12 protein-coding genes are annotated in these 14,532 nt (G+C 62.4%); 5 read left to right on the top strand and 7 right to left on the bottom strand.

Going from position 1 to position 14,532, the window contains the following annotated elements; translation table 11 throughout:
• Nucleotides 1-17: 17 nt before the first annotated feature.
• The 4 genes from WDB91_RS17360 (at nt 18) to WDB91_RS17345 (ending at nt 5,712) form a co-directional block, all read left to right on the top strand.
• Complete coding sequence (locus WDB91_RS17360; protein WP_339115404.1) at nt 18-1,607, top strand: GMC family oxidoreductase; 1,590 nt, start codon at nt 18-20, stop codon at nt 1,605-1,607.
• Nucleotides 1,608-1,610: 3 nt separating this feature from the next.
• On the top strand, nt 1,611-3,014 hold the full coding sequence (locus tag WDB91_RS17355) for a c-type cytochrome (RefSeq protein ID WP_339115403.1): 1,404 nt from the start codon (nt 1,611-1,613) through the stop codon (nt 3,012-3,014).
• A gap of 170 nt (nt 3,015-3,184) precedes the next feature.
• Complete coding sequence (locus WDB91_RS17350) at nt 3,185-5,173, top strand: FUSC family protein (RefSeq protein ID WP_339115402.1); 1,989 nt, start codon at nt 3,185-3,187, stop codon at nt 5,171-5,173.
• Between the two features lie 74 nt (nt 5,174-5,247).
• Nucleotides 5,248-5,712, top strand: coding sequence for a cell wall hydrolase (locus WDB91_RS17345; RefSeq protein ID WP_339115606.1), 465 nt, complete (start codon nt 5,248-5,250; stop codon nt 5,710-5,712).
• Here the strand turns inward: WDB91_RS17345 and rimK are convergent, their stop codons facing one another.
• The 3 genes from rimK to WDB91_RS17330 form a co-directional block, all read right to left on the bottom strand.
• A complete protein-coding gene (rimK, locus tag WDB91_RS17340) occupies nt 5,713-7,083 on the bottom strand; it encodes a 30S ribosomal protein S6--L-glutamate ligase (RefSeq protein WP_339115401.1) in 1,371 nt (456 codons plus the stop codon). It lies immediately after the preceding gene.
• Between the two features lie 171 nt (nt 7,084-7,254).
• The gene (locus WDB91_RS17335; protein ID WP_339115400.1) at nt 7,255-9,801 is read right to left on the bottom strand and encodes an ATP-binding protein; all 2,547 of its coding nucleotides are present in this window, start codon (nt 9,799-9,801) and stop codon (nt 7,255-7,257) included.
• Between the two features lie 13 nt (nt 9,802-9,814).
• The gene (locus WDB91_RS17330) at nt 9,815-10,297 is read right to left on the bottom strand and encodes a molybdopterin-dependent oxidoreductase (RefSeq protein ID WP_339115399.1); all 483 of its coding nucleotides are present in this window, start codon (nt 10,295-10,297) and stop codon (nt 9,815-9,817) included.
• A gap of 231 nt (nt 10,298-10,528) precedes the next feature.
• Here WDB91_RS17330 and yghU point away from each other — a divergent pair, with 231 nt between their 5' ends.
• Nucleotides 10,529-11,362 (top strand): glutathione-dependent disulfide-bond oxidoreductase, encoded by an 834-nt coding sequence (gene yghU / locus WDB91_RS17325; RefSeq protein WP_339115605.1) that lies wholly within the window; start codon nt 10,529-10,531, stop codon nt 11,360-11,362.
• A gap of 66 nt (nt 11,363-11,428) precedes the next feature.
• On the opposite strand, the gene WDB91_RS17320 is transcribed toward yghU, so the two are convergent.
• The 4 genes from WDB91_RS17320 to WDB91_RS17305 form a co-directional block, all read right to left on the bottom strand.
• Complete coding sequence (locus tag WDB91_RS17320) at nt 11,429-12,121, bottom strand: amino acid ABC transporter permease (RefSeq protein WP_339115398.1); 693 nt, start codon at nt 12,119-12,121, stop codon at nt 11,429-11,431.
• A gap of 21 nt (nt 12,122-12,142) precedes the next feature.
• On the bottom strand, nt 12,143-12,847 hold the full coding sequence (locus WDB91_RS17315) for an amino acid ABC transporter permease (RefSeq protein WP_339115397.1): 705 nt from the start codon (nt 12,845-12,847) through the stop codon (nt 12,143-12,145).
• 69 nt (nt 12,848-12,916) lie between these two features.
• Entirely contained in the window at nt 12,917-13,753 is an 837-nt protein-coding gene (locus tag WDB91_RS17310; protein WP_339115396.1) for a transporter substrate-binding domain-containing protein, read from the bottom strand.
• 26 nt (nt 13,754-13,779) lie between these two features.
• On the bottom strand, nt 13,780-14,520 hold the full coding sequence (locus WDB91_RS17305; RefSeq protein ID WP_339115395.1) for an amino acid ABC transporter ATP-binding protein: 741 nt from the start codon (nt 14,518-14,520) through the stop codon (nt 13,780-13,782).
• Between the last annotated feature and the right edge of the window lie 12 nt (nt 14,521-14,532).

The following is a 14,532-nucleotide window of genomic DNA, read 5'->3' as shown; positions in this document are numbered from 1 at the left end:
AATCTGGACTATACCCAATGGCTAATGACTATGATGCCGATGTGATTGTCATCGGTTCCGGCACGGTAGGGGCGAATGCCGCCTACGAGCTGGCCAAGCAAGGCAAATCCGTTCTGATGCTCGAGGCGGGCGTGCGCATTCCGCGCTGGCGCCTGATCGAGGCCTTCCGCAATTCTCCCCGCCGCACCGATTATAACGGCCCCTATCCGGACGAGCCCTGGGCGCATACCTCGGCCTCGCATGACTATGTCGAGAATGATGGCGACTTCCCGATGATCGCCAACTTCCTCAAACTGGTGGGCGGCTCGACTTGGCACTGGGGCGGCGCGACATGGCGCTTCATCCCCGATGACTTCAAGATGCAATCCACCTATGGTGTGGGCCGCGACTGGCCTATCGAATATAGCGATCTCGAGCCGTGGTATGTGAAGGCCGAGTACGAGATTGGCGTCGCAGGCAATATGAAGGAAGACCAGTCTGGCGTGCGCAAGGGAGAGACATGGCCTCCGCGCTCCAAAGATTTCCCGATGCCCGCGCAGAAAAACAGCTACATGCTGGACACCTTCAAAAGCCGGATCGAGCCTCTGGGCTTTGATGTGGTGGCCGAGCCCTCGGCCATGATGAGCGGTAATTACCGTGGCCGTCCGGGCTGTGTAGGCAACAACAACTGCGCCCCTGTCTGCCCGATCGGCGCGAATTATTCCGGCGTCTTCCACGCCGATCTCGCCGTCGAGGCGGGCGTCAAGCTGATGACCAACACCACCGTGACCCAGATCGAGAAAGGTCCAGATGGCAAGATTGCCGCCGTCAAATGGAAATCGTCCAAAGGGGACGAAGGCCGCCTGACCGCGAAGGTCTTCGTGCTGGCCGCCCATGGCTATGAAAGCGCCAAGCTGATGATCACCTCCGAGGTCGGCAATTCCAGCGATATGGTCGGGCGCAACCTGATGCCACACCTTGGCCTGGGCTTTGACTTCTTCTCGGAAGATCCGGTCTGGCCGGGCCGTGGCCCGATCCAGCAAGGCGCGATCTTCAGCTATCGCGACGGCCCGACACGTTCGCAGCATTCGGGCATGAAACACGCGGTCAACAACTTCGTCCCGAACGAGGCGATGACCAAACGCCTGCTGAAAAAAGGCGTTCTGGGCTCCGAGCTGGACGCGCGTATCAAACATGACAGCGCCCGCTATATGAGCCTCTATTCGATGTTCGAGACGCTGCCTGATCCGGCCAACCGCGTGCAACCGGGGCCGCATAAGGACGCGCTCGGCCAACCCAATTTGCGCATCACCTATGCGGTGGACGACTACGCCCGTGGCGCGATCGACCCCTGTATCAACGACTATCAGCAGTTTGTCAGCGCGATGAATGGCGAGGTGCTCAACATGTCACGCGATCTGGCCAACCATGACCATATCATGGGCACGGTCATCATGGGCGACAAGGCAACGGACTCGGTCGTGGACAAGGACTGCCGCAGCTGGGATCACGAGAACCTCTTCGTGGTCAGCACCGGTAACCTGCCCTCCTCGTCGGTGGTCAACCCGACGCTGACCGCCGTGGCGCTGGCAATCCGCGCCGCCGACACCATCGCGAAGGAGGTCTGAGCCATGCGTCTGCTTACTCTTGCAACGGTGTTTACGGCTCTGGCCACCAGCGCCTTCGCGCAATCGGATGCCGATCTGGTGAAACAGGGCGAATATATCGCCCGCGCCGCCGACTGCACCGCCTGTCACACGGCGCCCGTCGATGGCAAACCCTTCTCGGGCGGCTACAAGATCTCCTCGCCGATGGGGCCGATCATCGCCACCAATATCACGCCTTCCAAGGACTATGGCATCGGCACCTGGTCCGAGGACGAATTCGCCAAGGCCATCCGTCAGGGTGTGACGCCCGATGGCACCCATCTCTATCCGGCCATGCCCTACCCGTCCTATGCCAAGATGACGGATGCGGATGTGAAGGCGCTCTATACCTACCTGATGCAGGGCGTTGATCCGGTAGATGCAGCCCCTGCCGAGAAAACCGACCTGCCCTTCCCCTTCAACCAGCGCGCGCTGATGATCGGCTGGAACATGCTCTTCTCGCCCAAGCCTGGCTGGACGGCACCGGACGGCCTGTCGGATCAGGAAGCACGCGGCGCCTATCTGGTGGATGCGCTCGAACATTGCAGCACCTGCCACACCCCGCGCGGGCTGATGATGAACGAGAAACAGTCCGAATATCTGGGCGGTGGCTCGCTGGGAAGCTGGCGTGCCCCCAATATCACGCCCGACAAGGCCACCGGGATTGGCGACTGGTCGAACGAGGATATCGTCGCCTATCTGAGAAACGGCTTTGCCAAAGGGCATGGATCGGCCGCAGGTCCGATGGCCGAAGCGGTCGAGCACTCGCTCAGCAAGCTGAAGGATGACGATCTGGAAGCGATCGCGGCCTATCTCAAGAAAGTGCCTGCGGTGCAATCGGCCATTGATGTGGCGGCCTCCCCCGCCGTGCAGGAAGTGCCGATCACGAGCTACGAGACCGCCGATTGGCAGGGCAATCCCGACCATGCCGATGCACTGGCCGATCACAGCACGACCGATGGGGCGAAGCTCTACAATTCGGCCTGTGCCGCCTGTCACGGTGTCGATGGTCAGGGCGCACCCGACGGACGTTTCCCGAGCCTGTCGAAATCGGCCCCTGTGACCTCGAAAGATCCCTCGAACCTCGTGATGACCATTGCCGAAGGCATCAGCCGTCACGATGCGACGGGCTATTCGGTCATGCCGAACTTCAGGAACGATCTTGATGACGGCCAGATCGCGGCCCTTGCCAAGTATGTCCAGACGAATTTCGGCGGCACCGATCCGAAGCTGGACAAGGCCGCCGTGGACACCATCCGCTCGGGCGGCGAGGTGCCGTGGATCGTGAAGAACGCCGCATGGATGACATGGGCGGGCATCATCATCGCGGTGATCGTGATCCTTGGATTGATCGGTGTTTTCCGCCGCGCGCGCCGCAGACAGGTCTGATCGCGCTCCTGCTGCACGAAGGCCGCATTCCATCAGGGATGCGGCCTTTGTCATGCGCTGTTGCATCGCGGCCAAAGCCGCAGGGTTCCGGCCGCTTGCGACAGATTGCGGCATTCCCAAACGCGGCTCATGGTCCTAGATCAGGTCCATCCGAGCGAAAGACATAGCCCATGCCCCAGCCCTCCATCCCTGCCGCCCCAGGCTCGTTGATCTACCGCCTCGCGCGGCGGCTCGAGGGATATTCGATCGGCATGGTCCCCGAATTCATAGGCGTCGCCGAGGGCTTGCGCGCCTCGCTGGCCTTTGCCGCAATGGTGCTGACGGCGGTGGCCAGTGGCGAGCCGAAGCTCCTCTGGGCCGCCTTTGCCGCCTTCTGGGTCTGCCTATGCGACCCGGGCGGGCGCGACCGCACCCGTTTCCGCGCGATGGGAGCCTTTGTGGCGGCAGGCACATTGGCGGCTTTCCTTGGCGCGGCAAGCGCAGGCCTCGGGCCGATCTATGCCTGCCTGACGCTGATCCCGATCATCTTCCTGCCCGCCCTTGGCGGCACATTCGGCCCCGCAGGCGCGCAGTCGGGCACGCTGATCTGCGTGGTGGGCGGCGTGGCCGTGGGCTTTCCCAGCTCGCCAATCGCCTCCCTGCATCTGGCCGGCGCATTTCTCATAGGCGGCATCTGGGCGCTGGTCTTCAGCTTCTGGATCTGGCGGCTGCGCTCGCAAAGTCCGGCTCGGCGCGCGATCGCCTCGGTCTTTGCCCGGCTTTCCGAGATGAACGCAGCCATGGCCGCGCGGCTGGGCCAGCAGGAGATCCTGGGCGCCGCCGAACCCGAATACCGCCGCGCCCTGCGCGCAGCCATCGAACGGGCGCGCAGCACCATCCTGGGCGTGGGCAATGGCCAGACCCAGTTCATGGCCGAACTGGGTACCGCCGACCGGATCTTTGCCGCGATGATCGCGCTCGACCACATGCTGAGCGAGCCGCTTGCACCCACCGAAGAAGCACCGCTGCGCGAACAGCTTGCGCGGATCGGGGCGCTGCTGTCGGAGGCGCAGATGCAGGCGATGACCCGCCACCCCAATCCCGACCGGCTGGTCTGGGAGGCCGAAGACCTGCGCCGTGCGGCAGAACGCGGCGGCGCACAATCGCAGGCCGTGGTCAGCGCGGTTGCAGAGGCCTTCCTGCGTCTGGCCGAGCATCTGCGCGGCGAGCCCCCCGAGACCCAAGCGCCGCAATCGGACCGCACGCCCCGCCCCAGCTGGCGCAACATTCCTGACCCGATCCTGCGCCACGCCCTGCGGCTGACGGTTGCAGTGGTGGCGACCTACCTGATCTGCGTGACACTCGAGATGCAGTATTTCTACTGGGCCACGATGGCGACTATCGTCGTGCTGCAGCCCGCGCTCTCGACCACATGGCCGCGTATGCTGGAACGGGTTCTGGGCTCGATCGCGGGCGGCCTTCTGGCCGCGGGCCTGCTGGCGCTCGGTCCGGGGCAGCTGACGCTGCTGGCCGTGATTATCCCGACCTCGGCGCTCACCATCGCTTTCAAACGGGTGAATTACACCATCTTCACCATAGGGGTCAGCGCGCTTTTCGTTCTGGTGACAGAGTTGCTGATGCCCGATCACGGCATTGCCCTGTCGCGCGCGCTCGATAATATCCTGGGCTCGGCCATCGCGTTCGTCGTGGGCGCCACCCTCTGGCCGGGCCGTGCCGAACCCTATTTCCGCGATATTCTGGCGCGTGCCGTGCAGGCCAATATGGACTATGCGGCGGCCTCGGTCGGCAGCACCGGCCTGCCCGAACCCGTTGACCGGCTGCGCCGGCAGGCGGGGCTCGAAAGCACCCATGCCGAGACCGTGCGCCAGCGCAAGATGATGGAGGGGCGGCGTTCGGCCGATCAGCTGGACAAGGCCGCCCGCGTTCTGGGCGCGCTCAGGGTGCTGGCAGGCGCCGTAACCGGCCATGCCCTGCTGGCCCCCGAACCCGATCCGGAGAAAGCCCGTGCGCTCGAAGAAACGGCCAGAAGCTTCGCGCAAGCCATTCGCCATGATGTAGGGGCGGCTTTGCCTCCCCTGCCGCCGCAGACCACCGAGACCGATCTGCGCAAGGCGCTGGAGCTTTTGCATAGCCAGCTCGACGAATATCTGACACGTTAACCACAGCCAAACTTTCGATCGCGGATCCAATCGTGCCCCATCTTCTCTCTTCCCGCCTCGCTCTCCTTGCCGGACTGGTGCTGAGCGCATTTCTGGCAGGCTGCGGCATAGGTCCGCGTGCCACCCCGCAGGAATGCATGGAACGGGCGATGTATTTCGAATCCAACCGCTCCAGCCGCGACGGGATGATCGCCGTCGGTTCGGTGGTGATGAACCGCGTCCGCTCGCCCGATTTCCCGAATACGGTCTGCGGTGTCGTGATGCAGAAAAACCAGTTCGCCCGCGGCATCATGAGCCGCAAGATGAATCTCGACAGCGCGCCCTATATCCGCGCGGCAGCGCGCTCGGTGCTGCGCGGCGAGCGTCACCCCTATATCGGCAACTCGTTGTATTTCCACACCGCAACCTATCGCGCGCGCTACAACAATATCAATTATGTGCTGACCACAGGCGGTAACGCCTTCTACGAGAAGCGCCGCCCCGAAGACGTGACGGCTCCCGTGCCGCTCCCCGCCCTTGAAGGCGTCACCGGCTACTGATCAGGCCTTGCGGGGAACGGCTTTGCGCTGCTCGATCTCACGATAGAGAAGGGCTGCGATATTCTTGCCCGCCACCGCCTCGATCCCCTGAAAACCGGGGGAGGAGTTGACCTCCAGCACCTTCGGACCGTCATAGGCGCGCAGAAGGTCTACCCCTGCCACGCCGAGCCCGAAACTGCGCGCGGCCTTCACCGCCATGCGGCGCTCCTGCTGGGTGATCTTCACCACCTCGCCCGTGCCACCCTGATGCAGGTTCGAGCGGAACTCGCCCTCCGCCCCCTTGCGCTTCATCGCGGCCACGACTTTGCCGCCGATCACCAGACAGCGGATATCCTCGCCCGCCGCCTCTCGCACGAAATGCTGCACGAGGAAATTGGCCTTCAGCCCGCGGAACGCCGAGATCACGCTTTCTGCGGCCTTGCGCGTTTCGGCCAGCACCACACCCTTGCCCTGCGTCGAGGCCAGAAGCTTCACGATCAGCGGTGCATTGCCCACCAGTTCGATCAGGTTGGTGGTATCCTTGGGCGAGGCCGCAAAGGCGGTGTCGGGCATCCCGATCCCTGCGCCCACAAGGATCTGATGCGCCCAGAGCTTGTCACGCGAGGCCATAATCCCGTGCGAGCCGTTCACGCAATAGGTGCCCAGCGTTTCGAACTGGCGCAGCACCGCCGCCCCGTAAGGGGTGATGGATGCGCCGATCCGCGGGATCACCGCATCATAGCGCGGCAGTTTGCGCCCGTCATAATAGATCTCGGGCGCGAGCGTGTTGATCGCCATATAGCAGCGCGTTGTGTCGATCGCATCGACCTTGTGGCCCCGCGCGCGGCCCTCCTCGACCAGACGCTGGGTGGTGAAGTTATCCTCGCGTGTAAGGATGGCTATCCGCAGGCTCGGACGGGCCTGATCATCAGGCGCGGGCACGGTGTAGCCCGTATAATCCAGCTCGGCCTGCAACCGCCGCTCGGCAGGCAGCACCGTTACATGATCTCCCAGAGCCTGCCGGCCCAGCAGCATTCGGCTGGCCATGGTCGAGCGGTCGGTCAGCGTAATCTCGATCGGCCAGCGGGCGCCGCCCACCTCGACATCTGTGCCGATCACATAGCGCTGCTCGGTCTCGCCATTCGACGAGGTCACATCGCGCCGGTCCAGAAGCGGGCATTCACACTGCACTGCAATCGCGTCATTTTCCGGCACGGGCTGCAGGGTGAAACGCACCATCGGCGCCTCGGCCGTGCCGGTAATCTCGATGCCAGACGCATGCAGCGCCGATGTCCGCGCGCCTGTGTCCACCTTGGCCAATATCGCAGGCACCCCGAGCCCGGGCAATGCCAGCCATTCCTCCCACCCCATCTGCAACGGAACCTGTGTCATAGGCGGACCCTCTCTGTGTTCGGGACGAACATGGCATGACGATAAAGACAGATGCGTGACATGCGGAGCCGGTTAGCTCTCGGCACGCGCGCGGCCCCGCCTCTAGCCTTCATGCGGACGGCTGACAAGATGGATAATACGGCCTGTCATTCCCGAGCGTATGCGCCACTCTCAGGGAAGGATCTTACGCGGTGCAGGCGCGGCAGATGCCGGCGTCAAAAACGGTCCAGCGGACGACCCGTGGATCATCTCCTCCACACGGACCCAGAGATCAAGAAGCTCTTCCATCTTGCGCGACAACTCGTCCTTATCGCCGTCCCTTGCGCTGTTCTCGTAACATTTGAGCATGGAATGCAGCTTCTTGTACCCCAATATTCCCGCAGATCCCGCGAACTGATGCGCGATCGAGGCGAAGCTTTCCAGATCGTCATACATGAGGTTCTGTTGGAGGGTCGATAACCGTTTGCGCCCCTCGGCAAGAAAGGCCTGCTCGAGGGCACTAAATTCCTCCGCGCCATACATCTCGCGCAGATCATCGCGGATCAGCGGATCGGCAAAGCCATCCGCCTCTGCATCCAGCTGCGACTGCTGCTGATGCTGGGCCAGAAGCAGACGGTTCAGCGCGGCACGGTTGATCGGCTTGCACACGACATCGTCGCAGCCCGCCGTCTTCAGCTCCGCCGCCGCCTCGGGCGAGATATTGGCGGTGACCGCCACGATCACCGTGTCGCGGTTCGGCCCGTCGCTGGCACGAATGACCCGAGTGGCCTGCCGCCCGTCGAGGACCGGCATGTTCAGATCCATGAGAATCAAGTCGAATTTCTGCTTGCGCGCCGCATCTACCCCGTCCTGCCCGTCAATGGCCATCACCACCCGGTGCTGCCCCTGCAGGAGCATCTGGCGCAGAACCTCGCGGTTGAGGGCGTTATCCTCGACGATCAGGATATCGCAAGGTGGAATGACGGCCGCAGCCTTAGGCTGCGGCTCGGCCTGACGCCGCACCAGCGCCGTAGGCGCAGGTAACGAGAACCAGAACACCGTGCCCTCGCCCGGCTCGCTCTCCACGCCGAGCTTTCCGCCCATCGCCTCGAGAAGACGGCGCACGATACCCAGCCCCAGACCCGTCCCCGATATGTCTTGCGCGCCGGTAGGCAGGATCGACACGAAATCCTCGAAGATCCGTTCCTGATCAGCCCGCGAGATCCCAATGCCGCTATCGATGACCCTGATCTCGAGCGATTGCCCCGCCATCGCATATTCCATCTCGATCTGGACAAGCCCGTTGCGGGTGAATTTGACCGCATTGCCGACGATGTTCATCATGACTTGCCGCAGGCGCGCCGGATCGCCGATCACCGCTTTGGGGATCGACGTCATGGGCTCCACTGTCAGCGAATTACCGCGCCCGGACGCAGCAGGGCGCAACGCCTTGGCAATCTCTTCCACCAGCCCGCGCGGATCGAAGTCGACCTTTGCGATATCGAGCTTACCTGCATCCAACCGCTCGACATCAAGCACGTCATTGACATGTTGCAAGAGCGACTGGCCTGCAAATTCCATCGCCTCGACCAAGGAGGTCTGGCGCTGATCGAGATCGGTATCGCGGATCAGCTCCAAAGAGCCGAGCAGACCGTTGAGCGGCGTGCGCAACTCGTGGCTCATGACCGAGACAAAGCGCGATTTCTCGCGCTCGCCAGCCAGTGCCCTGTCACGCGCCGCAATCAGCTCGGCCTTATCCGCGACACGGCGCGAAATGTCGCGCAGATAGATGACATGCAGGCGCCCGGAACGCAGCTCGGCCTCGCGGATGGACAGTTCTGCGGGGAACACCTCGCCATTGGCGCGCTTGGCTTCAAGCTCGTTCAGACCGCGACGGCTGGCCGCCGTAGTGGGGAGCGTCACGAAGTCCGCCATCTCGCGCCCGATCGCCTCGGCCTTCGGACACGCAAAGATGGTCTCTGCCGCACCATTGAACTCGACGATGGTCCCTTCGGCATCCACCACGACCACCGCATCGACCGACGCGTTGACCACCGCCGTGATCCGCGTCATCGCATCGCGCAAGGACAGCGCCTTCTGCTGGCCGAACCGCCACAGGCGCCAGAGCGCCACCGCCCCCATCGCAAGGATGGAAAACAGGATCAAGGTCATCAACGCCAGCTTGACCAGCGCCTTGAAGACCAGCTCGCGCTGGTCCTTGATCTGTTCGGAAAAGATCGAAAGCCCCATCAGTGCGAGCGCGCGCAGGTCGCCTTCGGCGGCGCGCGCCTCGGCAACCACACGCGCTTTCATCGCTTCGTTGAAAGGCAGATTGCCATCAAGCCGCTCGGCAGTATGGTCGAGAAAATGCCAGACCGAAGCCAAAGGCTTGGCGCCGCCCTGATCGCGCAGGATCTCGCGGAAGCCAGAGCCTTCGGTCACCGTCTGGATACGACTGTAGAATATGTCGAAGCGCTGGCGGAAATCCTCCACCGTTTCGGACACTTCGGGTTTGACGCCAAGTAGCGCCAGCCGCATCCGGTCGAACTCCACCTCGATCTGCGAGAGGGTCCATTGCGGGCTGTCGGTATTGGCGCTGGCCAGAGTATCAATTTCGCGCCCGACGTCCCGCGCGTTCTGGAAGATCCCGTAAAGCGCCACGCCAATGATGAGCACCAGCCCGAGGGCCGCGATGAAGCGGTTACGCTTTCTGGCATCACGAAGGAACTGGTGACTCATGGCGCGGCGGATCTCAGTTCAGGATCTCGATCTTGACGACCTGCCAGATACTGCGCGCATAGACGACCTCGTTGCGCAGCGCCTCGTCGGAATCATAGGGATAGACCACCCAGAGCGGTCCCTTATCCCGCACCGACATCGTCTCTCCATTGCGTGAATAGGCCAGAAGCGCCTCGTTGGGATGCAGCTCGGACACCGGCACAGTGACCGAGTAATCATTGACCGCCGTCAGTTTCAGATTGCCCTCGCTAACACCATATTCGGCGAGAAGATCGGCAAGATAGACCCCTTTGAACTCCTGCGGCCCCTTGGTCCAGGTGGTGGTGGTCGTGAAGCTTCCCGACGGCAGCGCCTCGAGGGCTGCGCGATCGAGTTCGACAGGCGCGGTATGGCCCGGGGCACCGATAATCGTCAGGACCGGCGACTGGGCCAGAGCCGGCATCATCGAGGCGAGAAAAACGGCGAGAATGGCGAGAGAGGATTTCAGATAGCGCAAGGACCTACTCCGTTGACAAGAATCTGCGCACGGTTTGCGGCGCGGGCATTCTCCCTACACATAAGCGGCAACCCTTAATTCATTGGTAATGCGCATCTCTTGGTGCCGTTTCTGCTTGCCTGTGCGGTGACCAAGGGTCCTCTGCGCTCCGGCATTGGCGGATACGGGGTTTTTCTTGCCAATTGTGCGCCCTAGCTTGCACAGACAGGACTTTCACTCCGACATAGGATCATTTCCGTGGCTCAAACCTATACCCCGCCCAAGATCTGGACCGCCCCCGAAGAGACGGGTGGCCGGTTCGGTGCCATCAACCAGCCCACCGCCGGCCCGCGATTCGACAAGGAGCTGCCCAAAGGCGCGCACCCGCTGCAACTCTACTCGCTGGCCACGCCGAACGGTCAGAAGGTGACGATCCTGCTCGAGGAGCTGCTCGCGGCGGGGATCGATGCCGAATATGACGCATGGCTCATCGAGATCATGAAGCTCGACCAGTTCGGCTCGGGTTTCGTGGAGATCAATCCCAACTCGAAGATCCCCGCATTGGTGGACCATAGCGGAGCCGAACCGGTCAGGGTTTTCGAATCCGGCTCCATCCTGATATATCTGGCCGAGAAATTCGGGGCCTTCCTGCCGGCCTCGGGGCCCGCGCGCGCCGAGGTGATGAACTGGCTCTTCTGGCAGATGGGCTCGGCGCCCTTCCTGGGCGGCGGCTTCGGGCATTTCTACGCCTATGCGCCCGAAAAGCTCGAATATCCGATCAACCGCTACGCGATGGAAACCAAGCGCCAGCTCGATGTTCTGGACCGCACACTGGCTGAGCGCCCCTATATCGCGGGGGACATGTATTCGATCGCGGATATGGCGATCTATCCTTGGTATGGCGGGCTGGTCGAGGGGCGCCAATACGGTGATGCGGCGACCTTCCTGCAGGTGCAGGACTACGAGCATCTGGGCCGCTGGGTGAGCGAGATCTCGGCGCGGCCGGCCGTCCAGCGCGGCCGCCGTGTGAATGCGACCGGCGAGAATGGCGTGCCCAACCGCCACAGCGCCGCCGATCTGGACTGAAGCGGCCCATGGAAACGGCCTGCCCCTTTGTGCAAGGGACAGGCCGCATAGGCGCAAGAGCAGATCTCAGCTGCGTAGACGCAGACGACGCTCGCTGAAATCGGCGAGCTGGGTCACCAGATAGGCGATGACCATATAGATCACCACGGCCACGAGGAACGCTTCGAGATAGTAGAAGTTGAGCGCCGCCGTCAGTTGGGCCTGCGCGAAGATATCCACCACCTCGATGGCAAAACCGAGCGACAATGCCTTCATGATGACCATGACCGAATTGGCCAGATCGGGGATGGCGGCCACTGTGACCTGCGGCAGGAGCACCCTGCGGAAGAGTTGCCAGCCGGTATAGCCGAGCGAATGCGCAGCCTCGGCCTGCCCTTTGTCGAAGGAGTTGAGCGCGCCCTTGATGACCTCGGTCTGGAAGGCGGCCACACAGGAAGTCAGCGCCACGATCAGCGTCACCCAGTTGGGCGTCATATGGCCGTTCACCTTGAGCCCCACCAGCCCGGTGACGAACTCCAGCGCCGCAGGCAGGCCGAAATAGGTGAGGAAGATCACCACCACCATCGGCACGCCCTTGAAGACCACCTTATAGGCCACGACCAGCTCGCGCAGAACCGGAATACGGCGGTATTCGCATAGCGCAAACAGGCTGCCCAGCAATGTCGAGAGGACGAAAACCGCTACGGCCATCGCCAGGGTCCACGGCACTACCGGAAGGATCGACAGAAAATCCGGAATGAGGAGAGATAAATCGAACATGGGTCGTATCCTTTTCCGGCTTTACACGGAGGGGGCGAGTTTGAGGCGGCGCGCGCCCTGCTGGGTGTAGCGCCCCGAGCGGCGCTCGAGCAGGCGGATGATAGCCCATGCGACAAGGCAGAGCGCCGAATAGAGCACCGCGAGCACGAGATAGGTCTCGAACTGGTACTGGTTGTAATCGCGCTCCATCACAAGGTGGGCAGTGGCCATCACATCGGCCGCGCCGATATACATCACGAGGGCCACGTTATGGATGAGATAGATGATCGAATTGCCATAGCCGGGCAAGGCGATATGGGCGGCCTGCGGGCCGGCCACACGGGTGAGCTTGCGGAAGAACCCGTAGCCCAGTGAATCCGCCGCCTCGTGCTGACCGCGCTCGACCGCCAGATAGGCCGGGCGCATGACCTCGGAGAGATAGCCGCCGTGATAGAGGCTCAGCCCCACCATTGCCGCCAGATTGGCATCGAAAATATCGGGCAGGCCGAACTGGGCCACAAAGACCGGCAGGCCATAATAGACGACGAAAAGCTGCAACACGACCGGAACGCTGCGCGCATAGGACACATAGAGATCGGCGAGCTGGCTGATGACCGGCACACGGCAGATACGGAAGAAGGTGGTGATGAATGCCAGAACGAACCCCGCAGCCATCGCGACGAACATGATGAACAGCGTAAGCGGCAGGGCCGAGATCAGTTCCGGAACGAGAACGGCAAGATCCAAGGGGAATACTCCTGTGGGCTTAGGGACGGGATCGGGCCATGACAGCCCGATCCGGTTTGGGGACTAGGCTCAGTTGAGCGTCATATAGGCGCCGACTTTCTCGCCGAACCACTTCTCGGAGATCTGATCGAGCGTGCCATCCTCGCGCAGCTCGCCAAGCGCCTTGCTCACATCTGCAGCCAGCTGCTCGTTCTCGGCGTCGCGATGGATCAGCACATAGGTGTTGTGCACGACGACCGGCTCGGAGGCCACGATATCCAGTTTCTGCTGTTCGATCACGGTGGCCTCGCCCAGATTGGAGGGCAGGATCAGGGCGTCATATTTGCCTTGGTTCAGCTCGTTGAGGCGGGTCGGATAGGGCACGCCTGCGCTCGAGGCGGTAAGCTTGAACTTCACATCCGGATGCTCTTCCTGCCAGCCGGTCACGAATTTATACACGCCGCCGCCTGCCGTTACGGGCACAATTTTCTTACCGGCCAGACCGGTCATATCCTTGATCTCATCGCTTTTGCGCGAATAGATCTTCATCATGCTTGCACCGATCGGGTTCTCGGGGATCAGGAACTGCTTGGCACGGGTGGGGTTGGAGTAGTAACCGCCGGTGATCATGTCATATTTACCAGTGGCCAGACCGGTCTCCTGCGCGATATCGGCCGCACCCTCCATCTCGAACTTGTATTGCGGCAGCTTGGCATTGATCGCCTTGAGCACATCGGGCTCGTAGCCCTGCGGCTCGTGGCCGATGGCGCCCCAGGAGAGCGGTTTGGATTCCGCCGCCGTCGCGATCTTGATGACGCGCGGAGCATCTTCGGCCAGCGCGAGACCAGAGGTGGCCATGGCAAGGCCCGCCGCGCCAAGGAGTGTCAGCGCAAATCTGCGGCCAAGCATAGAAGTCAGTGTCAGCATTCCCTGTTATCCTTTATCAGTTGGTCTTAAGCGAATTCGAGTTCCGCGCGCAGGAATTGCGCGAGACGCGGGGTGGCGGGGGCTTCGAAAATCTCGTCGGGACTGCCTTCGGCGGCAACCACACCACCTTCCATGAAGACGATCCGGTTCGAGACCGAACGGGCGAACTGCATCTCGTGGGTCACCAGCAGCGAGGTGATGCCCGAGCCCGTCACATCCTTGATGACTTTCAGCACCTCGTTCACCAGCTCGGGGTCGAGCGAGGAGGTCGGCTCGTCGAAGAGGATGACATCAGGGCGCACCGCCAGCGCGCGGGCGATACCCGTGCGCTGCAACTGACCGCCCGAAAGCTGCGAGGGGTAGTGATCCTGACGCTCGGTCATGCCGACGCGGTCCAGCTCGCGCAGGGCGATCTCGCGGGCTTCCTCGCGCGATTTCTTCTGCACCACCACCAGCGGGTCCATGATGTTCTGGATCACGGTCATGTTGCGGAAGACGTTGAACTGCTGGAACACCATCGCCGTGCGCAGGCGGATATCGCGGATCGCCTTCTTGTCGGCGCGGGCATAATCCATCTGCACCCCATCGAGCGAAATGGTCCCCGATTGGGGCTTTGCCAGATAGTTGATACATTTCAGAAGCGTCGTCTTGCCGGTGCCGCTCGGCCCGATGATCGAGACGACATCGCCCTTCGCGACATCGAGATTGACGCCGTTGAGGATCTGGTTGCTGCCATAGGCGAGCTTCAGGTCTTTGATAGAAAGCATGGTTCGTCTCCT

The sequence above is a fragment of the Thioclava sp. GXIMD2076 genome (assembly GCF_037949795.1).
In the GTDB taxonomy this organism is placed as follows: Bacteria; Pseudomonadota; Alphaproteobacteria; order Rhodobacterales; family Rhodobacteraceae; genus Thioclava; species Thioclava kandeliae.
This window is presented reverse-complemented; position numbering and strand designations above follow the sequence as displayed.